14 protein-coding genes are annotated in these 21,206 nt (G+C 62.9%); 4 read left to right on the top strand and 10 right to left on the bottom strand.

Annotated elements, in window-relative coordinates; translation table 11 throughout:
• The first annotated feature begins 11 nt into the window (after positions 1-11).
• Together antC and HBO05_RS26100 are read left to right on the top strand one after the other, a co-directional pair.
• Positions 12-1,019 carry an anthranilate 1,2-dioxygenase electron transfer component AntC gene (antC, locus tag HBO05_RS26105; protein WP_172314602.1) on the top strand — a complete coding sequence of 336 codons (1,008 nt, stop codon included), beginning with the start codon at positions 12-14 and terminating at the stop codon, positions 1,017-1,019.
• A 71-nt stretch (positions 1,020-1,090) separates the two neighbouring features.
• Positions 1,091-2,494 carry an amino acid permease gene (locus HBO05_RS26100; protein WP_169955137.1) on the top strand — a complete coding sequence of 468 codons (1,404 nt, stop codon included), beginning with the start codon at positions 1,091-1,093 and terminating at the stop codon, positions 2,492-2,494.
• Positions 2,495-2,717: 223 nt separating this feature from the next.
• Here HBO05_RS26100 and kynA read toward each other — a convergent pair whose 3' ends face one another.
• Both kynA and kynB read right to left on the bottom strand, forming a co-directional pair.
• Complete coding sequence (kynA, locus tag HBO05_RS26095; protein WP_032862811.1) at positions 2,718-3,575, bottom strand: tryptophan 2,3-dioxygenase; 858 nt, start codon at positions 3,573-3,575, stop codon at positions 2,718-2,720.
• A complete protein-coding gene (kynB, locus tag HBO05_RS26090) occupies positions 3,572-4,222 on the bottom strand; it encodes an arylformamidase (protein WP_169955138.1) in 651 nt (216 codons plus the stop codon). Before kynB ends, kynA begins: the two co-directional genes overlap by 4 nt.
• A 363-nt stretch (positions 4,223-4,585) precedes the next feature.
• On the opposite strand from kynB, the gene HBO05_RS26085 reads away from it, so the two are divergent.
• On the top strand, positions 4,586-4,930 hold the full coding sequence (locus tag HBO05_RS26085) for a cupin domain-containing protein (RefSeq protein WP_076962673.1): 345 nt from the start codon (positions 4,586-4,588) through the stop codon (positions 4,928-4,930).
• Positions 4,931-4,978: 48 nt separating this feature from the next.
• On the opposite strand, the gene mmsB is transcribed toward HBO05_RS26085, so the two are convergent.
• The gene (gene mmsB, locus HBO05_RS26080) at positions 4,979-5,866 is read right to left on the bottom strand and encodes a 3-hydroxyisobutyrate dehydrogenase (protein WP_172314600.1); all 888 of its coding nucleotides are present in this window, start codon (positions 5,864-5,866) and stop codon (positions 4,979-4,981) included.
• A gap of 14 nt (positions 5,867-5,880) precedes the next feature.
• A complete protein-coding gene (locus tag HBO05_RS26075; RefSeq protein ID WP_170043672.1) occupies positions 5,881-7,407 on the bottom strand; it encodes a CoA-acylating methylmalonate-semialdehyde dehydrogenase in 1,527 nt (508 codons plus the stop codon).
• A gap of 131 nt (positions 7,408-7,538) precedes the next feature.
• Between HBO05_RS26075 and HBO05_RS26070 the strand changes: the two genes are divergently transcribed.
• Complete coding sequence (locus HBO05_RS26070) at positions 7,539-8,486, top strand: LysR family transcriptional regulator (protein ID WP_169955141.1); 948 nt, start codon at positions 7,539-7,541, stop codon at positions 8,484-8,486.
• Positions 8,487-9,341: 855 nt separating this feature from the next.
• On the opposite strand, the gene HBO05_RS26065 is transcribed toward HBO05_RS26070, so the two are convergent.
• The 6 genes from HBO05_RS26065 to recC all read right to left on the bottom strand — a co-directional run bounded on the left by HBO05_RS26065 (position 9,342) and on the right by recC (position 20,982).
• Positions 9,342-9,833 carry an OmpA family protein gene (locus HBO05_RS26065; RefSeq protein WP_169955142.1) on the bottom strand — a complete coding sequence of 164 codons (492 nt, stop codon included), beginning with the start codon at positions 9,831-9,833 and terminating at the stop codon, positions 9,342-9,344.
• Between the two features lie 4 nt (positions 9,834-9,837).
• The gene (locus tag HBO05_RS26060; protein WP_169955143.1) at positions 9,838-11,106 is read right to left on the bottom strand and encodes a diguanylate cyclase; all 1,269 of its coding nucleotides are present in this window, start codon (positions 11,104-11,106) and stop codon (positions 9,838-9,840) included.
• Positions 11,103-11,675: a YfiR family protein gene (locus tag HBO05_RS26055; protein ID WP_169955144.1), complete on the bottom strand. Its 573-nt coding sequence runs from the start codon at positions 11,673-11,675 to the stop codon at positions 11,103-11,105. Before HBO05_RS26055 ends, HBO05_RS26060 begins: the two co-directional genes overlap by 4 nt.
• 138 nt (positions 11,676-11,813) lie before the next feature.
• On the bottom strand, positions 11,814-13,859 hold the full coding sequence (recD, locus tag HBO05_RS26050; RefSeq protein WP_172314598.1) for an exodeoxyribonuclease V subunit alpha: 2,046 nt from the start codon (positions 13,857-13,859) through the stop codon (positions 11,814-11,816).
• On the bottom strand, positions 13,856-17,536 hold the full coding sequence (recB, locus tag HBO05_RS26045) for an exodeoxyribonuclease V subunit beta (RefSeq protein ID WP_172314596.1): 3,681 nt from the start codon (positions 17,534-17,536) through the stop codon (positions 13,856-13,858). Before recB ends, recD begins: the two co-directional genes overlap by 4 nt.
• Positions 17,533-20,982, bottom strand: coding sequence for an exodeoxyribonuclease V subunit gamma (gene recC / locus HBO05_RS26040; protein WP_172314594.1), 3,450 nt, complete (start codon positions 20,980-20,982; stop codon positions 17,533-17,535). Before recC ends, recB begins: the two co-directional genes overlap by 4 nt.
• Between the last annotated feature and the right edge of the window lie 224 nt (positions 20,983-21,206).

Genomic DNA, 21,206 nt, shown 5'->3' with positions numbered 1-21,206 from the left:
GAGAACGGTGGATGAATCACAAAGTGGCCTTCAGTTTTGCCGATGGCAAGACCTTGTTCTTTGCGGTGGGCAGCAACGAAATCCTGCTGGATGCAGCATTGCGCAGTGGCATCAAGATCCCCCTCGATTGCCGCGAAGGCGTGTGCGGCACCTGCCAGGGGCGTTGCGAGTCCGGCGACTACAGCCAGGACTATGTGGATGACGAGGCCTTGTCCAGCCTCGAGCTGCAACAGCGCAAGATGCTCAGTTGCCAGACCCGAGTCCAATCGGATGCGGCGTTTTACTTCGATTTCGATTCGAGCCTGTGCAATACGCCAGGGCCGGTGCAGGTCAGCGCCAGGGTCTGCGAGGTGCAACAGGTGTCGGCCAGCACCGCGATTCTGGCGGTGCAACTGGAGCAGGCCCTGGACTTTCTGCCGGGGCAATATGCGCGCCTGTCGATCCCCGGCACCGAGCACCAGCGCTCCTACTCCTTCGCCAACCGCCCGGGCAACCGCTTGCAGTTTTTGATCCGCTTGCTGCCGGACGGGGTGATGAGCAATTACATACGCGAGCGCTGCCAGGTCGGCGATGAAATCACCCTGGAAGCACCGCTGGGTGCGTTTTATCTGCGGCACGTCACCCAGCCACTGGTGCTGGTGGCCGGCGGCACCGGGTTGTCGGCACTCTTGGGGATGCTCGATGAATTAGCCGAGCGCGGCTGCGAGCAACCGGTGCACCTGTATTACGGGGTGCGCGGGGCCGAGGATTTGTGCGAGGCCGAGCGCATCAAGGCGTATGCCCAAACCTTGCGCGGTTTTCGCTACACCGAAGTGCTCAGCGACCCATCGCCGCAGTGGCCTGGCAAGCGCGGCTATTTGACCGAGCATTTCGACCTGGCCGAATTGCGGGATAGATCGGCCGATATGTACGTCTGCGGCCCCCCTCCAATGGTCGAATCGATCAAGAAGTGGCTGCAAGAACAGGCACTTGATGGCGTTCAGCTGTATTACGAAAAGTTTACCGAGAGTAATATCTGACCCCTCAGCAGTGAGGGGCGGGTCTGGCGTGCAGGATCAACCCTGAAAAAAACAAGTAGAAGGGAATGTTAATGGCGGATGACATGGTTAACCCGGTGGGCCTCAAGCGTGGCCTGAAAAACCGGCATATTCAGCTGATTGCCCTGGGCGGGGCGATTGGTACGGGCTTGTTCCTCGGTTCGGCCGGGGTGCTGAAGTCGGCGGGGCCGTCGATGATCCTGGGCTATGCGATAGCCGGGTTTATCGCGTTCCTGATCATGCGCCAGCTGGGCGAGATGATCGTCGAGGAACCGGTCGCCGGCTCCTTCAGCCACTTCGCCCACAAGTACTGGGGCGGCTATGCAGGCTTCCTCGCCGGCTGGAACTACTGGGTGCTGTATGTGCTGGTGGGCATGGCCGAATTAACGGCGGTGGGCAAGTACATCCAGTTCTGGTGGCCGGAAATACCGACCTGGGTCAGCGCGGTGGTGTTCTTTATCGCCGTGAACCTGATCAACACCCTGAACGTGAAGTTCTTCGGTGAGACCGAGTTCTGGTTCGCGATCATCAAGGTAGTGGCGATCATCGGCATGATCGTGCTCGGCTGCTACCTGCTGTTCAGCGGTACCGGTGGCCCGCAGGCGTCGATCAGCAACCTGTGGGACCACGGCGGTTTCTTCCCCAACGGCGGCATGGGCCTGCTGATGGCGATGGCGTTCATCATGTTCTCGTTCGGCGGCCTGGAGCTGGTGGGTATTACGGCTGCCGAAGCCAGCGAACCGCGCAAGGTGATCCCCAAGGCGATCAACCAGGTGGTGTACCGGATCCTGATTTTCTACGTCGGCGCCCTGACCGTGCTGCTGTCGTTGTACCCATGGGATCAACTGCTGCAAACCCTCGGCGCGTCCGGCGATGCCTACAGTGCCAGCCCGTTCGTGCAGATCTTCTCGTTGATCGGTAACGACACCGCCGCGCACATCCTCAACTTCGTGGTGCTGACCGCCGCACTGTCGGTGTACAACAGCGGCGTGTACTGCAACAGCCGCATGCTGTTCGGCCTGGCCGAGCAAGGCGACGCGCCCAAGGCGCTGATGAAGCTCAACAAGCAAGGCGTACCGTTGCGCGCCCTGGGCATTTCGGCCCTGGTGACGTTGCTGTGCGTGGTGATCAACTACGTGGCACCCAAGGATGCACTGGTGCTGTTGTTTGCCCTGGTGGTTGCTTCGCTGATGATCAACTGGGCGCTGATCAGCCTGACGCACATCAAGTTCCGCAAGGCCATGGGCGAGCAAGGCGTGGTGCCGTCGTTCAAGACCTTCTGGTTCCCGTTCAGCAACTACCTGTGCCTGGCGTTCATGCTGGTGATCGTTGGCGTGATGCTGGCCATCCCGGACATGCGCCCCTCGGTGTATGCGATGCCGGTGTGGGTGGGGATTCTCTTTGCGGCGTACTGGTTGCGTTCGAAGAAAGCCAAGGCCGTCGCCGTCGCACAATAACCTGTGTAGGAGCTGGCTTGCCTGCGATGGCATCGACTCGGTCTAACTGAACGACCGCGCCGCCTGCATCGCGGGCAAGCCCGCTCCTACAGGGGATCTGCGCTTGACTGACGGGCATTAGGGCAAGCCCGGCCTCCCACATGAACGGGGTCACAATAGGAATGCATTGCCAACAAAAAGCCCCGGTACTCAATGAGTGCCGGGGCTTTTTGTTGGGTTTCAATCAGAGCGTCGAACGCACCCGCCACAGCTCGGGGAACAGCACCGTATCGAGCATCTTGCGCAAGTACCCCACGCCCTCAGTGCCACCGGTGCCTGGCTGGAAGCCGATGATCCGCTCCACCGTGGTCACATGGCGGAAACGCCATTGGCGGAACGAGTCTTCCAGGTCGATAAACTTCTCGGCCAACTGATACAAGTCCCAGTAACGGTTCGGATCGCGATACACCTCGCGCCATGCCGCCTCCACGGATTCGTCGTGAACCGTGGGCGCCGTCGGGTCGCGTTGCGCACGCTGCGGGTCAATCGCCAGGCCCGCCTTGATCATCAGGTTGATCGCCTCGTCATACAGCGACGGCGTGGCAATCGCCACTTGCAGCTCCTTGAGCAACTCCGGGCGATGGGCGTGGGGCCGCAACAGCGCCGCGCTTTTATTGCCAAGGATGAACTCGATTTCCCGGTACTGGAACGACTGGAAACCCGACGACTGCCCCAGGTACGGGCGGATCGCCTTGTACTCCGATGGCGTCATGGTCGCCAGCACGGCCCAGGCATGCACCAGTTGGTCGAAAATCCGCGACACCCGCGCCAGCATCTTGAACGCCGGCGCCAGCTCACCCAGGCGCACGTGCTCACGGGCGGCCTTGAGTTCGTGGAGCATCAGCTTCATCCACAACTCGGAAGTCTGGTGCTGGATGATGAACAGCATCTCGTTGTGGTCCGGCGACAGCGGGTGCTGGGCCGTGAGCACTTTGCCCAGGTCCAGGTAATCGCCGTAGCTCATGGACTCGGAAAAATTCAGCTCGGCGTTATGCCACTCTTCAGGCGGCTGGTAATCAGGGGAAAAAGGACACTGGCTCATCGCGTGGGCTCCTTGAGCGGGCGCAGGATTGCTCGTACCGGGCTGGCATCGAGGTTGGCAAAACGCAGCGGCAGCGCGATCAACTCGTAATCGCCCTCCGGCACGTCGTCGAGCACGATACCTTCGAGAATCGCCATGCCATGCCGGGCGACGGCGTTGTGGGCATCCATGGTCTTGGACTGTTGCGGGTCCAGGGACGGCGTGTCGATGCCGATCAGGCGCACGCCGAGGCTGGCCAGCAGCTCGACGGTTTCGTGGGCGACGGCGGTGAAGTTCGAATCCCAGGTGGTCAGCGGCGCCTGTTGATAAGTGCGCAGCAGCACCCGTTCCGGCAGGTTATCCAGGCGACCTTGCAACTGCTCGGGCTGCACCAGCGCGCCGCTGCCCAGGCAATACAGGACCCGGCACGGGCCCAGGTAAACATCCAGCGACACTTCGCCGATGGGCGCACCGTCGGCGCTGTAGTGCAACGGCGCATCGACATGGGCGCCGGTGTGGGGCGACAGGGTGATGCGCCCGACGTTCACCGGGCATTCGGGGCCGAACTGCCAGACGCGTTCTTCCTGGAAGGGCGTATCGCCCGGCCAGGTCGGGGTGGCGGTGCTCAAGGGCGGGCTGATATCCCACCACGTTTTTATTGGATTCATACAAGGCTCTCGGTTGTTTCTAAAGTGAATGATACGAGGGCCAGCGGTAAATATTCTTGCGAATTCCAGCGCAAAGGCTGATTTCTTTCGTACTTACTGCGAAGAAATGTCTGATTAGTGAATGGATCCATCAGCCACCCCAGATCAAATGTGGGAGCGGGCTTGCCCGCGATGGCAGTGGACCAGTGAAAAATGCGGCACCTGACACACCGCCATCGCGGGCAAGCCCGCTCCCACAGGGTCGGCGTAGGTTTTAAGATCGTATGCCAATGCGCTTCTGGGCATCCCAGTGTCGAGTTCAGACCACTGGCATCCGGCCCGGGGCTATAGGGTTGGGCTTCACTTCCCTGCCTTGGAGCCATCATGTCCCAGCCGATCACCGTACTGCGCGATACCCATCCCCTGCCGGTCCTGGATGCCTGCAAATGGCAGAAACTCGAGGGCGACCCGCACACCGTCAACCTCAACGCCTACACCAGCGAAGACGGCAGCAAGATCATGGGCACCTGGATCTGCACCCCGGGCAAGTGGTACGTGGAATACGTGAAGTGGGAATACTGCCATTTCCAGGAAGGCTACTGCGTGATCACCCCGGACGGCCTGGAGCCGATCCATTTGCGCGCTGGGGATATCTTTGTGGTGGAGCCCGGCATGAAGGGCACGTGGGAAGTGGTCGAGACGGTGCGTAAGTACTTCGTGTTTGCCTGAGCACGAAAAACCCGGGAGCCCACCCGACGCGGGCTCCCGGAAAATCCCCTATTGAGGCTTGCGATAGCTGTTGATGATCGCCGAGAAGTCCTTGCCTCCTTCCCCACGCTGGCTCATCGCTTGATACAACTGCTGCGCGACCGCCCCCAGGATCACTGGCTGGTGCGCCTGGCGTGCTGCTTCGGTGGCCAGGCCCAGGTCCTTGAGCATCAGATCAGCGCCAAACCCACCGGTATAGCCCCGGGACGACGGCGCGGTCTCGATCACGCCCGGCCATGGGTTGTAGATGTCCGAACTCCAGCAACGCCCGGTGGAGCTGTTGATGATGCCGGCCAGCACCTGGGTGTCGATGCCCAGCGCATCGCCCAGGGCCATGGCCTCGCTGACGCCGACCATGCTGATCCCCAGCAGCAGGTTGTTGCAGATCTTGGCGATCTGCCCGGTGCCGACTTCACCGCAATGCACGATGTTGCGACCCATCTGCGCCAGCACCGGTTGCAGGGTGGCGAACAGTTCCGGGGTGGCGCCGACCATAAACGTCAGCGTCCCGGCCTGCGCCCCGCCCGTGCCGCCAGAGACCGGCGCATCAGCCATCGCCACACCGTGCTTGGCTGCCGCAGCCGCCACGTCACGCGCGGTCTGCGGGTCGATGGTGCTGCAATCTACCGCGGGCACGCCTTTGCCGATGCCGGCGAGCACGCCGTCTTCATTCAGCCAGACGCTGCGCACATGGGCGGCAGCGGGCAGCATGGTCAACACCAGTTCGGCGCCTTCTGCTGCCGCGCGCGGTGAGGCGCTGATGGTGCCGCCCAATTCGGCCAGTTCCTTGAGCACGGTCTGGTTCAGGTCGAACAAGTTCAGCGCGTGGCCAGCCTTGATCAGGTTACGGGCCATGGGGGCGCCCATGTTGCCCAGGCCGATAAATGCAATCTTCATGGTCGTCTCCTTGATCAACGCAGGTTGATGGTGGTGTTGACGCCATCATTGACGCTGTCGTCGTCGAACCAGCGGCTGGTGACGGTTTTGGTCTGGGTGTAGAACTGCACCACTTGCTTGCCGTACGGGCCCAGGTCGCCGAGTTTCGAGCCACGGGAACCGGTGAAGCTGAAGATCGGCACTGGCACTGGGATCGGGATGTTGATGCCCACCTGGCCGACGTCGATTTCGCTCTGGAACTTGCGCGCCGCCGCACCGCTCTGGGTGAACAGGCCGGTGCCGTTGCCGAACGGGTTGGCGTTGACCAGGGCGATGGCTTCGTCGAGGGTATCGACTTCCAGCACCACCAGCACCGGGCCGAAGATTTCCTGGGTGTAGATCTGCATGTCGGTGGTCACGCCCGAGAACAGGGTCGGGCCGACGAAGTTGCCTTGCTCGAAGCCCGGCACCTGGATGTCGCGGCCGTCCAGCTCCAGCTTGGCGCCTTCTTTCACGCCGCTTGCGATCAGGTCGAGAATGCGTGCCTTGGCGCGCTTGGAAATCACCGGGCCCACGTCGGTCCCGGCTTCGCTGCCGGCGTTGACTTTAAGCTTCAGCGCCAGGGCCTTGAGGTCCGGCAGCCACTGCTTGGCCGCGCCCACCAGCACCACCACCGAGGTGGCCATGCAGCGCTGGCCAGCCGCGCCGAAACCGGCGCCAACCAGCGCGTTGAGGGTCTGTTCACGGTTGGCATCGGGCAGCACCACCGCATGGTTCTTCGCGCCCATCATCGACTGCACGCGCTTGCCGTGCTTGCCCGCCAGGTCGTAGACGTGGGTGCCAACGGCGGTCGAGCCAACGAAAGACACGGCCTTGATATCTTTGTGGGTGCACAGGGCATCCACCACATCCTTGCCACCGTGGACCACGTTCAGCACGCCCGCTGGCACGCCAGCCTCCAGCGCCAGCTCCACCAGCATCAGGGTCGACAGCGGATCCTGTTCCGAAGGCTTGAGCACGAAGGTGTTACCGCAGGCGATGGCCATCGGGAACATCCACAGCGGGATCATCGCCGGGAAGTTGAACGGGGTGATGCCGGCGCAGACGCCGATGGGTTGGCGCAAGGTGTAGGTATCGACGCCACCGGCAACGTTCTCGGCGAACTCGCCCATTTGCAGGGTGCCGATGGAACAGGCGTGCTCGACCACTTCCAGGCCACGGAAAATATCGCCCTCGGCATCGGCAATGGTCTTGCCTTGCTCGGCACTGAGGACAACGGCGATGCGCTTGGAGTGTTCACGGATCAGCGCCTGCAGCTTGAGCATGATGCGCATGCGCGCGCCGATCGGCGTCAGCTTCCAGGTCTGGAAGGCGCGATGGGCAGCGTCGATGGCCGCGTTGACTTCATCGGCCGTGGCGAAGGGCACACGGGCCAGGACTTGTTGGGTCGCCGGGTTGACGATGTCTTGCCACTCGGTGGTCTTGGACTCGACCCATTCACCGTTGATCAACAGTTTGGCCTGTTTCACGGTGGTATCGGCAGACGTAAGCGATGCGTTCATTGTGGTCTCCAGATCTTGTAGTTATGCAGAGAGCCAAGGCGTGAAGCGCCTTGAGGATGAGGCGTTCGGACGATTTTTGGAGTATAGATGTGCAAACTTCCAATAAGAACCCACATAAAAGCCGGTCCAACATGCAAAAAAACATCACCTCCTTAGGGTCGCTGAACTGGGATGACCTGAAGTTTTTCCTCGAAGTGGCGCGCACCCGCAAGGCCAGCGTCGCCGCCAAGCGCCTGGCGGTGGACTACACCACCGTGTCGCGGCGCATCAACTCGCTGGAAGGCTCGTTGGGCACCCTGCTGTTCGAGAAATCCCGGACCAGCGGCTTCGTCCTGACCAACGAAGGCCAGCGTTTGCTGGGTTACGCCGAGTCCATCGAAAGCACCTTGCACATGGCCTGCGAGCAAGTCTCCGGCTCCGGCGTGGCGCTGTCGGGGCATGTGCGCATGGGTTGCACCGAAGGTTTCGGCAGCTTTTTCGTCACCCCGCAACTGAGCCACTTCGTCGATACCTACCCGGCGATCTCGGTGGATATCTTGCCCCTGCCCCACTTCATCAGCCTGTCCAAGCGCGAAGCCGACATCGTCATCGCCCTGGAGCGCCCGGAGCACGGGCCCTACGTGTGCTGCAAACTGTGCGACTACAAGTTGCAGCTGTACGCGACCCAGGACTACCTCGACCAACACCCACCCATCCGCCGCCCCGCCGACCTGGCCGACCATCCGTTTATCAGCTATGTGGATGACCTGGCGTTCAGCTCAGAGCTGCTGTACCTGGCCAATGTCGTCCCGGGCGCCAGCGCCAGCCTGCGCAGCACCAGCGTGATCGCGCAGTACGTAGCAGCGCAGCAGGGGCGTTCGCTGGCGATCTTGCCGTGCTTCCTGGCGGCGCAGGACTCGCGGCTGCTGCCGGTGTTGGGGGAGGAGATCAATATTACGCGGCAGTTCTGGATGTACTGCCGGGAGGATTTGCGCAAGTTGAAACGGATTACGTTGTTGTGGGATTACATCCGTGAGGTGACGGAGCAGAACCAGGGGCTTTTGATGGGCGAGACGCGAGAGATGGTGTTTGCCGACTGAACCGCTATCGCGGGCAAGCCCGCTCCCACAGGTGAGTAGCGGCGGGCGCAGAATTTTGGGACGACACAAAAACTGTAGGAGCTGGCTTGCCAGCGATCGCGCTGGGTCAATCGCTACATACCCGGCTGAACCACCGCCTTCGCGAGCAAGCCCGCTCCCACAGGTGAGTAGCGGCGGGCGCAGAATTTTGGGGCGACACAAAAAACTGTAGGAGCTGGCTTGCCAGCGATAGCGCTGGGTCAGTCAATACATACCCGACTGAACCACCGCCTTCGCGAGCAAGCCCGCTCCCACAGTTGAATGGCGTCGGGCGCAGAATTTTGGGGCGACACAAAAAACTGTAGGAGCTGGCTTGCCAGCGATAGCGCTGGGTCAGTCAATACATACCCGACTGAACCACCACCTTCGCGAGCAAGCCCGCTCCCACAGTTGAATGGCGTCGGGCGCAGAATTTTGGGGCGACACAAAAACTGTAGGAGCTGGCTTGCCAGCGATAGCGCTGGGTCAGTCAATACATACCCGGCTGAACCACCGCCTTCGCGGGCAAGCCCGCTCCCACAGTTGAGTGGCGTCGGGCGCAGAATTTTGGGGCGACACAAAAACTGTAGGAGCTGGCTTGCCAGCGATAGCGCTGGGTCAGTCAATACATACCCGGCTGAACCACCGCCTTCGCGAGCAAGCCCGCTCCCACAGGTGAGTAGCGTCGGGCGCAGTTTTGGGGCGACACAAAAAACTGTAGGAGCTGGCTTGCCAGCGATAGCGCTGGGTCAGTCAATACATACCCGGCTGAACCACCGCCTTCGCGAGCAAGCCCGCTCCCACAGTTTGGTTGCACAGTTAGGCCGAGCTGTCGGCTCAGTCGGCGATCACTACAATCGATACCCGGCGGTTCTCGGTACGGCCCGCGGCAGTGCTGTTGGAGGCCACCGGCTCGCTACTGCCCAGGCCACGCAGTTGCACGTTTTCCTCCTTCATACCCACGTCCACCAAGACCTTGCCCACGCTTTTCGCCCGGCGCAGGGACAGTTGCTGGTTGTAGGCTTCCTTGCCCGAAGCGTCGGTGTGCCCGTCTACGCGTACACGTTCGATGCCCACGCCGGTGAGGGCCTTGCCGATGCGTTCGACGATCTCGGTGCTGGGTTTGTTGAGCTTTTCGACGTCGCTGCCAAACAGCACTTTGCCCGACAGGCCAAACGCCCAGCCTTCGTCGGTCAGTTCGAAGCCTTGTTGCTTGAGCACCGCCACTTGCGCCGGTGTCAGGCCCTTGGGCGGGGCGGTCTGGCAGCCGCTCAGCGCCAGCAGCGCGATAAACAAGGTGATAAAGAGAACACGTGTGTTAGCAAACAAGGGATCAACTCCTGTGTTGAACGTTGGCAGCGGGGTGCTCCGACTCCGCCGTGTGCTGGCCGCCCTGGGAAAGGCGTTTGGCCTGGTACATCGCCGCATCGGCGGCATTGAGCAGGGCGCCGGGAGTGGCGCCATGATCGGGATAAACCGCGATACCGATACTGAGTGAGGTCAACACTTCGGTGTTGCCCGGCAGCGGGATGGGCTGGTCCATGCTGGCGATGATTTTGTCGGCGATGCGCTGGGCATCTTCAAGCTTGTGCAGGGGCGAGAGCAGGATGGCGAACTCATCGCCGCCCAGGCGCGCCACCAGGTCGCTCTCGCGCAGTTGCGCCCGTACGCGCGCGGCGACGGCCACCAGTACCGCGTCACCGGCGGCATGCCCGAAGTTGTCGTTGATGTCTTTGAAGCGGTCACTGTCGAGGAACAGCACCGCCACCCGTTCGTTGAGCTTGGCCGCACTGCGCAAGGCCCGGATCAGGCGGCCCTCGAAGAAGGCGCGGTTGGGCAGCCCGGTCAGGCTGTCATGGCTGGCCTGGTGGGCGAGGGTTTCGTTTTCACTTTGCAGGTGGGTTTGCCAGGCTTCAAGCTCGTCGAGCAGGGCATTGAAGTCATTGCCCAGGCTGTCGAGTTCGGCGATCTGTGCCGGCGGCACGCGGCGGTCGAAAGCCCGCTCGCTGCGCGCGGCGTGGGCGACGTCGGCCAGGCTGTGCAATGGGCCGGTGATGCCACGCAGCATGCGCCGCGCCAGGTAAATCGCGACCCAGCCACTCAAGGCGGTGCAGATAATGATCCCCGCCAGGCCGCTGAGCAAAAAGCGCAACAGGCTACCGCCGTGACCGCTCAACTCAACGGTGCCAATCTGCTTGCCTTGGTGCAGGATCGGCTGGCTGATGGCCTCTTCCAGCAACGTATGGGCCAGCTCCAGCTCGACCCTGGACAACATCCCGGTCTCCGGGCGCACCCAATGGGCCAGGGTTTTGCCATTAAGGTCCAGCACCCGGGCTTCGGCCACCTCTTCCGTGGAGGCAATCAACGCCAGGGCTTCGGTGGCCGCCACGCGGTCGTTGAACACCACCGCGGCTTCCACGGTGTAATTGATCGAGCGGGCGATCAGGTGCAGGTTGTGGTCGGCATATACCCGCAGGGCCAGCACGCCCAGCAGGGTCAGGGACACGCTGGCCATGGCGACCGCCAACAGCGCCACACTCAGGTGCCCGCGACCTAAGACCGAACGTAAAGTGGGGCGGCTTGTGGCGTTACGCAGCCTCATGGCTCCGGCGCTCGCCGGCGGGACAATTGCAACACGCTGGGATGAATGCGCACGCCGCTGCGGGCCACGGAGTCGAGGTTGACCTCGAACGACACCTGCTCATCGCCCACCCGCAGGCAGAACAGACTGCCCACGGTGCATTGGTCGCCACCTTCGCTGATGCTCAGCACCGGGCGGCCGATCAAGGCGGTGAACAAGTGGCTGCGTTCTTCAGTGGAGAGCTTGCCGATATACAGCGCGTCGCAGGCATTGACTATATTGGGGTTGTCCGCCAGCAGGCGCTGGACCACCACCGGCCGGCCTGTGGCCTGGGTTGTGCCCTTGACCAGGTCATCGGTGTATTGGGTCGGGCCCACGATGCACAAGCGCAGTTGGGTGGGTTCCACCGGCCAGCGGGCGTAGCTGAGAATCCCCAGTACCACCTGCGTGACGGCCTGGGCCCGCTGGTCGGCCGCACTGACAGTGGACGCCTGGGCAAAAGCCAGAGGCGTGACGAGGCACAGAACGGCCGATAGCAGCAATCGTCTCCAGCTCCAACTACGCTCTGCGGGCGAGACAGCCACGTTCATGCAGCGATTCTCTATGATCTTCTCGGGATGATGCCGCAACGATAGCATATTGGCGGAAACCCCATCGAGACGGGGCCTAGGTAGATCCCGCCATTTATTACGAAAAAACCGACATATCAGTCAGGTTTTTCCTACGCATCACACACCCAGCTCCAACATCAGCCCGCTCAACCGTTTCACTTTGCGCCGCACCGCTTCCTCGAATACTGCGCCACGGGTCTCGATCAAGCTGAAGCGGTCCTTGGCACGGGTGATGCCGGTGTAAATCAGCTCCTTGGTCAGTACCGGGTTCAGCGCATCCGGCAGGATCAAGGCAGTGTGGGCGAACTCCGAGCCCTGGGACTTGTGCACGGTCATGGCATAGACGGTTTCCACATCATTGAGGCGGCTGGGCAGTACAAAGCGCACCCCGCCCTGGCCATCGTTGCGCGGGAAGGCCACACGCAGCACCTGCGGCCCGCCGTCGCTTTCGGGCAGCTTCAAGGCGATACCGATGTCACCGTTCATCAAGCCCAGGCCGTAGTCGTTGCGGGTCATCAGGACCGGGCGGCCTTCGTACCATTGCTGGTCGCTGTCGATCAGCCGGGCCTTGAGCAGCGCGGCGGTGATGCGTTGGTTGAGGCCTTCGACGCCCCAGGGGCCCTTGCGCACCGCGCAGAGCAATTGGAAGGCATCGAAGGCTTGCAACAACTGGCGTGCCCAGTCGGTCCAGCGCGGGTCGTCGCGGGGTGTCTGGGCTGGCGGGCGCGTGGTGCGCAGCAGGTTCAGGTAGTAGCGATAGCCCTGGGCATCACCGCCTTGCCCATCCAGCACCAGGCGCTCCAGGGCGCGATCATGCTCGCCCTTGAGGCGCAGGCAAGACAGGTCGTGGCTGCCGGCATCCAGCAGTAGCCGGGCCTGTTCGGGGTTTTGCTGGTTGACCCAACGCGCCAGTTGGCCGATGCCACTGCCTTCGCCGAAACGCCGGGAATAGCGCAGCATCACCACCTGTTGCGCCAGCGGATGGCTGGCATCGAGGTCTTCCTGCAAGCCGCTGCCCGCCAGGCTCTCGCCGCTGACACTTTCCAGCCATTGGCGAGTGCCGGGGCTGTACCAGCCCGCTTCGGCATCGCGGCACAAATCGCCGAGTACCGCGCCGGCCTCCACCGAGGCCAACTGGTCCTTGTCCCCCAGCAGTACCAGGCGCGCATGGGGTGGCAAGGCATCTAGCAGGTTGGCCATCATTTCCAGGTCGATCATCGAGGCTTCATCGACCACCAGCACATCCAGCGGCAACAAGTTGCCCGCGTGATGGCGAAAATGCCGAGTGCCGGGGCGGCTGCCCAACAACCGGTGCACGGTGGTGACCTCGGTGGGGATTTTTTCGCGCACGGCCTCTGGCACTTGCAGCGAGCGTACTTGCTGGCTGATGGACTCGGTCAAGCGCGCCGCCGCCTTGCCGGTAGGTGCCGCCAGGCGGATGCGCAGGGCCGTGCCCTGCTCCACCGCGGGCGCTTGCAGCAAGGCCAACAAACGCACCACGGTGGTGGTCTTGCCGGTGCCGGGGCCGCCGGTGACGATGCTGAACGCGCCACGCGTGGCCAGGGCACAGGCGAGTTTCTGCCAGTCGACCACGCCATCCGGTGGCGGCTGCTGGAACAGGCCATTCAAGCGCTGGGGCAGGTCCGCCGAGACCGCTTCCTGCGCGGCAAGACGCTGGCGCAGGGCGCTGTCGATGCGCCGCTCATAGGTCCAGTAACGCCGCAGGTACAGGCGCTTGCCCGACAACACCAAAGGCCGGCTCTGCGCCGCCACACTGCCATCCACGGCCAGCGCCACCAGCGGGCTTGCGGCCAGGGCCTGGCACCAATGGTCACCGTCCAGGCCATCGAGCAGTTGCGAGGGCAGCATCACGCCACTGGAAAGATCACCTTCAGGGGGCAACGACAGGGCGAAATCCGGGGCATTCAGGGTCTCGAACAAATCCAGGCACACATGGCCGTGGCCCAGTTGGTGACTGGTCAGGGCGGCGGCCAGCAGCACCAGGGGGTCGGCCTGTGGGTCGAGCTCATGGAGAAAGCCGACGAACGCCTTGTCCAGCGCCCGCAGCCAGCCGCGCTCGACCCAGCGCTCCAGCAGGTGCATCAGGTCGTCAGCGCGATCCAGCGGTGCCAGTGCCTCCAGCGGCATTGTCGAGAGGCTCATAGCAGGACTCCTTGTTCCCAGGCCGGTTCGACCTTGGGCGGTTGCGGCTTGCCCTGGAACAGCAAGTCCAGGCGTTCGATCAGCTCCCGAGGCGGCCGGGTGAAGTACGCGCCCTGGCTCGCGGCTTGGCTACCGCGCAGGAACAGGTAGAGCGCGCCGCCCACATGCCGGTCGTAATCGTAATCGGGCAGCCGCGCCTTGAGCTGGCGATGCAGGGCCAGCAGGTAGAGGACGTATTGCAGGTCATAACGATGGTCGAGAATCGACTGTTCCATGGCCTCGCGGGTGTAGGCCGCGTCGTCGGCACCGAGCCAGTTGGATTTGTAGTCCGCCACGTAGTAGCGGCCGTCGTGCTCGAAGGTCAGGTCGATAAAGCCCTTGAACATGCCGTTGAGCAATACCGGCTCGGCGGCGACCCGCGACACGCCGTCATGGGTGTACTGGCAGACCAGTTGGTCGAGGGCAAGCACATCGACTTTGTGGCTGGCGAACCAGAACTCCATTTCGATCTGGTAGTGCTGCAGGTCGCTCAGGCTCATCGCTGCCTGCCCATGGCCCAGGCCCAGCGGCACTTGCAACAGGTGCCCGAGCCAGCCGCTGAGGGTGCCGATCCAGCCTTCCCAGCCGCGTCGGTTGCAGCGCCGGGCGACGGCATCTTCGATGGCTTCGCCGGTTACGTTGAAGCCTTCGTTGCCGGCCCACTCCAACAGGCCGTGGAGAAAGGTCCCGGGGTTGGGGCCCCGTGGGAAACGGTGAATATCCCCGCCAGACGCGGCGACTTCGCGCGGTGCATCCGGGTCCAGGCGTTCGTCGTCGAACAGCTTTTGGGCTTGTGGGCTTTCCGGGGCTTCCAGGCTGGCGGCGCTCATGCTTTCGCCGATGCGCAGGGCGCTGTAGGAAGCAATCCACCAGTTTTCCGCCGCCTTGCGCTTGGGCAGGAGCGGCGCGAGCAAGGTCGCGTCATTGCGCGGTGGCTGGTAAGTGTTGCTGTCGGCTTGGGGCATTTGCCCGTAGGCAATTGCCGCGCAGCCGTCCTGCACATCCATCAACCAACGGGCCAGGGCTGCGGACTCACCCAGGGGCGCGCCGCCACCCAGCAGATAGCCCAGGGCCGAGAGGTGCAGCACCGAACTGTTGTTATTGCCGCGCTTGAGGTCGGCCACGCCGAGCCAACAGGCATGTTTGGCCCGAGTCAGCGCCACGTAGAACAGACGCAGGTCTTCGGCCAGGCGCTCGTCATCGGCCTGGGCGATCAGTTCGGCGGTGGGTTTGAGGCTGACCTGGGACTTGCCGTTGGCATCGTGGTAATGCAGCGGCAGGCGGCTGCCGTCGACCGGCTTGGCCGAGCAGATAAACGGCAGGAAAACCAGGTCGTATTCCAGGCCCTTGGACTTGTGGATGGTCACCACCTTGACCAGTTGCTCATCGCTTTCCAGGCGCAGGATCTGCTCTTCGCCGGCCTGGCCCGAGAGCGCCAGGTGCTCTGCAAGATGGCGGATCAGCGCTTGTTCGCCGTCCAGTTCTGCAGCGGCCTGTTGCAGCAATTCGCACAGGTGCAGCAGGTTGGTCAGCACCCGTACGCCATCGCTGCGGGCGATCAGGGTTTGCGGCAATTTGAAGTCATGCAGCAGGCGCCGCAGCATCGGCAACACGCCCTGGGTGCGCCAGATCACGCGGTAGTCGCGAAACTGCATGACGCGCTGCTCCCAGGCCAGTTCGTCCTGGTTCAGTTGCTCCAGCTGGGGCAGCGACAAGTTAAGGGTGACGCAGGCCAGGGCCGCGCGTAGCGGGCGCTCGACATCCGGTTCGGCGCAGGCCTTGAGCCAGGCGAGCAGGTCGTGGGCTTCCTGGGATGCGAACACCGAATCCTTATCGGACAGGTACACACTGCGCACACCGCGCGCGGCCAGTTCGCCGCGTACGGCCTGGGCTTCCTTGCCGTCACGCACAAGGATGGCGATGTTCGACGGTTGCACGGGGGTAAAGTCCGTCCCCTTGATAAACCCCGCCGTGCCCTGCTGGCCACCATTGAGCAACGCGACAATCTGGCTGGCGCACGCGCCGGCCAATTGCTGGCGATACAGCACATTGGAGATCGGCTGGTCAGTGGCCAGGTGCCAGATATTCAAGGCCGGCAGTGTATGTCCATCGACCTGCAACTGCTCTTTGCGGCCCTGGGACGAGACCGGTAGGAAAGGCACCGGGTTGTCGCCGTCGGGCGTACTAAACAGAAACGCCCCACGCCCGGTTTCCGCACGCTCGAACACATGGTTGACCGCCTCGACCATGGCATGGCTGGAGCGAAAGTTGGTGCCCAGGGTATGCAAGCGCCCGGCGGTGGCCTGGCGGGCGCGCAAGTAGGTGTAGATATCGGCGCCGCGAAACGCGTAGATCGCCTGCTTGGGGTCGCCGATCAGGAACAGGCCGCTGTGCGGGTTGTTGTCTTCGATGCGGTAGATGCTTTCGAAGATCCGGTACTGCACCGGGTCGGTGTCCTGGAATTCGTCGATCAGGGCCACCGGGAATTGCTCGCGGATCACACTCGCCAGGCGCTCGCCCCCCTCGGCTTGCAGGGCGGTGTCCAGGCGGATGAGCATGTCGTCAAAACCCATCTCGGCGCGCCGGCGCTTCTCTTCCTCAAAACGTTTACCGACCCAGGCGGCCGCGTGTTGCAGCACCGCCGCGTCGGGCGTGGGCAAGGCGTCGAGGCTGGCTTTGAGGCCCGCCATGGCATCCAGGCCGGGGTGATGGGGTACATCGCCCTTCCAGGCTTCAGCCATGCCATCGGGGGTCAGGCGCGTGAAACCGGTGCCGATATCCAGTTGCTCCAGGGTTTCGTCGGCAGCCCAGGCGCTGATTTTCTCGAACCAGGGCTCGAAATAACGAGCCTGCATCTTGCGCCCGTCCACCGCCTTGGCGGCGACGGCTTGCAGGCAGATTTCGCGCAACTCGGCGGCCCATTCCTGCCAAGGGGCCTTGAGCGCCACCAGGGCTTCGCGGCGTTCGTGCAGGCAGGTCTCGATCAGTTCGGCGGGCTCGCGCGGATCGTCAGCGGGGCGCTCGCTGCCAAACAGCGCACGCACTCGGGGCATCAGCGCCGCAGGGCCGCCCCAGTTGCTGCGGACCCAGTTCAGCGCATCGCCGTGCATCGGGTAGCAGAACAGGCGCCAGTAGTCGCGCAACACTTCGCCGAGCAAATCGCTGTGGTCGGTTTCCAGGGTCTGGGTAAACAGGCTGCCACTGTCGAACGCGTGTTCGCGCAGCATGCGCTGGCACCAACTGTGGATGGTCGAGACGGCGGCCTCGTCCATCCATTGCGCGGCGATATCCAGGCGGTTGGCGCAGCCAGGCCATTGCTCGGCGCTGTACTGAGCGCGCAGCTCGGCGATCAAGGCGTCGGGCTGCTCGATTTCGTCACGAAAAAAGCGCGCCGCTTGGGCCAGGCGGGTGCGGATGCGTTCGCGCAGCTCTTTGGTGGCAGCATCGGTGAAGGTCACTACGAGGATCTGCGGCGGCAGCAATTCGCGACCAAAACCCGCCTCGTCGCCGCCGTGGCCCAGTACCAGGCGCAGGTACAGCGCGGAGATGGTGAAGGTCTTGCCGGTGCCGGCGCTGGCTTCGATCAGTTGGCTGCCACGCAGGGGGAAGGCCAGGGCCAGGGGTTTGATGGCACTCATGGACGGGCCTCCTCGCTGGTCAGTGATCGCCAGGGTGCGGTTATCAAGGGGCGATACAGGGTTTCAGCCCAGCCTTCGAAATCTTCGCTGGCGACCAGGGCCGCGTAGTCGGGGAACTGCCGGGTGAGGGCCGGGCTTTCACGGCGCTCGCCGTCGCTGGTGATGCCATCGCCTTCGTAGGCTTTAAGGGCGGCGGCCTGGGCTTTATCCGGATCAGTCTGGCCGAGCCAGGCAAACGCCGTCTTGACCGCGACCGGCAGCGGCTCACTCATGCCGGCCTGCCAGGCCAATAACAGATTACCGAGCACATCCTGGGCAAGGTTTTGCTCCAGGGGTGCCAGCAAGAGTGTGTCATCACTCGCCACCAACCCTGTGCTCAACGGCAAGCCGCAGGCACAGGCCACCAGGTGATTGACCCATGGGCGGATCAAGCGATGCCACTTGCGGGTCTTGATCGAGCCGATGCTGTTGGGGATGGTGGTCACGCTGAGCAAGCCGCCATCACTGCGCCGGTGCAAGCCGCTGATCCAGCCGTCGAGCGCAATCCCATGGTGCGCGAAGCTGACGGGCTCTGCGGTGTTGTGTGGCGTGGGCCAGAGAGCCAGGAGTTGCTGGTAGCGTTGCAGCAAGTCAGGCAAGGGTTCGATCAGTTCGTTGCGCAGGCACTCGCCGAAGCCGACCATGGGCAACAGGCCACTGCCTTGAAGACGTTGTGCCTGTGCCTCCAGGGCTTGCTCCAGATGATCCGGGTCGGTCAGCGCGGCGGCGAGCAGGCTGTCGCTCAAGGTGTAGCGCTGCAGGGCGTCGAGGACGAAGGGTTCTTCATCGGCCAGGGGCACTTCGGCAGCTTCGAAAAACACTTTCAGGCGCTGGCTAAAGAAATGCCTGACAGGGTTGCGCAAGAAGTCCTGCAACTGGCCCAGGCTCAAGGGCTCTTCCTGGATGTAGGCTGCCAGGCGCGCTGTTTCGCGGGCTTCGTCCTGGGCTTCGTGCAGTAGCTGCCATTCGCGGGCGTAGCTGAACAGAGGGTCACCCTCGTGGAAGTAACGCGCACTGAAGGGTTGCAACGGATGCTCTTGGGTCATCGCCTCCAGCAGTGGTTGCTCCTGGGCGTGCTGCCAGCCGCTGGCGAGGTGATCGCGCAGTTGACCGATCAGCACGGACGCCGGGCGCTCGCTGTTATCGCGGATGCTGCGGCCGACCCAACTGATGTAGAGCTGGTCGCGTGCGGAAAGCAGGGCTTCGAGCAGCAGGTATCGGTCGTCTTCACGCCGGGAGCGGTCGCCGGGGCGGTAGTCGCTGCCCATCAGGTCGAAATCCAGCGGCGGTTGCGCACGCGGATAGTCGCCGTCGTTCATGCCCAGCAGGCACACCAGCTTGAAGGGGATGGCGCGCATCGGCATCAGGGTGCAGAAATTCACGGCGCCGGCGAGAAAGCGCTGGGACAGGCGACCCTGGTCGAGGCCGGCAAGCCATGCTTCACGGACGACAGTCAGCGGTAACTCATCGCACAGGCCGACGGACTCGCAGGTTTCCAGCCAGTCTTCCCGCAGTTGCTCGAGTTGGCCCAGCAGATAGTCGTCGTGTTCATTGCTGGCCAGGAAGAAGCGTTGCATCAGGCCTTGCAGGCGTGCACCCCAAGCGTGCGGGGTCGCGGGTTGTGACAGCGCTTGATGTGCAGCGTGCAATGCGTCAAGCAAGGCGACCAGTGGGCCGATCAGCGCCGCGTCGAGGCCGCCGATTTCGTCATAGGGCTCAATGCCATCGCAGGCAGCCCCACTGCCGACGGCGTAGCCCAGCAGCATGCGGCGCAGGCCGAAACGCCAGCTATTCTGCTCCAGCGCACTCGGCAAGCCCAGGCCGGCGCGTTGTTCGGCATCGAGCCCCCAGCGGATGCCCGCGCCTTCGATCCACCGGTGCAGTGTGGGCAGGTCGCGCTCCTGGATCGCGAAACGTTCGCGCAAGGCGGGGACGTCCAGCAAATCAAGGATCTCGCTGACCGGGAAACGGCTGTCCGGGAGTTTCAGCAGGTGCTCGACGGCGATCAACAGCGGGTCGCGGCCCCGTTGGCCCTGGTCCGTCAGGGTGAAGGGGATGAATCGTGGGTCTTTCTTGTCCAACTGGCCGAACACCGCGCGTATATGCGGTGCATAGCTGTCAACGTCCGGGACCATGACGATAACGTCGCGGGGGCGCAACGTGGGGTCCGCGCTGAAGCGCTGGAGCAGTTGGTCGTGGAGGATTTCCACTTCGCGCTGGGCGCTGTGGGCGATGTGGAAGCGAATCGAAGTGTCATGCTGCAGATCAACGGCAGGCCAGCGCTCACGGGTTTCGGGGAGCGGGCGCAGTTCGAGGATATCGTCCTGTAACTGGTTGAGGATGGTGGTCGGTTCGCTGTCGCTGAACAGGTCGATGCGCCCGTCACGGAAGGCCGAACGGTAGCTGTTGGGGTCGTCGTAGCTGTCCAGCAGGTTGATGTAGTCGCGACCTTGCTTGCCCCAGGCGGCCAGCAAGGGGTGGGCATGCTGGTGCAAGGTTTGCGGGTCGATGGTGACGGGCATCCCGGTCTTGCGCGCCTGGCGTTTGTATTCGTTTCGCAGTAGGTCTTTGTCGGCAACGATGTCGGACCAATGGTGACGGCAAGGGTTGTGTACGCAGAGCAACACCTGGCTGAAACGGGCCAGGCCGGCCAATGCTTCAAGGGCCTGGGCTGGCAGGGAGGATATGCCAAACACGATGACTCGCGACGGTAGGCCTTGCGGGGCGGCATCCAGGTTGTTGATGCGTTCGATAAAACGCTGGTGGACCCCGGCACGGCTCTGCGCCATGCCTTGCTCGCCAACGTCCAGCAGCAACGCCCGCCATAACTCGGCCTGCCAGCAGTTGGCCGGGCTCAGGGGCTTGGCTTCGCCTCGGCCATTGCGCAGTTGGTGGCGACCAGCGGCCCAGTCTTCCAGCCAGTCCGCACGGTAGACCTGGTATTGGTCGAACAGGTCGGCCAGGCGTTCCGCCAGTTGGTAGCGTTTACGCAGGTCGGTGTCGTGGGTGAGGAAACGTTGCAGGGGCTCGAAGTGCGGCTGGTCGATCAACTCGGGCAACAGGCGCATAAGGCGCCAGGTCAGTGGGGCTTTATCCAGCAGGGATTTGACCGGGATTTCGTCACGGCCCAAAACCATGCGATAGAGCTGCCACATAAAGCTGCCGGGCAGTTGCACGTCGATTGCAGCGGCGATGCCGCAACCACCCATGTCGTCTTCTTCCGGGTCTTCGGCAAGAGCCAGCTTGAGCCATTGCGCGATGCCGTTGCTTTGTACCAGGGCGATTTCGTTTTCCAGGGGAGCCAGCGGATAACGACGCATCCAACTGACAACCAGGCTGCGCAGTTCATCCAGGCGATTGCCGTGGACGACCATGAATCCAGCGCTGAGGGACGTTGCATCCGGCATAACGGCTTCCTTGGGAAAAGCAAAATCGAGGGTGGGACTTTAGCATTGAAGGGCGTTATGGACAGAGTTGGACGACGTGCCAAATCGCCTCAGCGCCTTTTCGACCGCCCAAAACAAAACCCCAACTGCTTTCGCAATTGGGGTTTCGGAATTTAATCTTGACGATGACCTACTCTCACATGGGGAAACCCCACACTACCATCGGCGATGCATCGTTTCACTGC

Source organism: Pseudomonas sp. WS 5079, from assembly GCF_012985465.1.
GTDB lineage: Bacteria > Pseudomonadota > Gammaproteobacteria > Pseudomonadales > Pseudomonadaceae > Aquipseudomonas.
The sequence above is the reverse complement of the archived record's forward strand: the minus strand, read 5'-3'. Positions and strand labels throughout refer to the sequence as shown.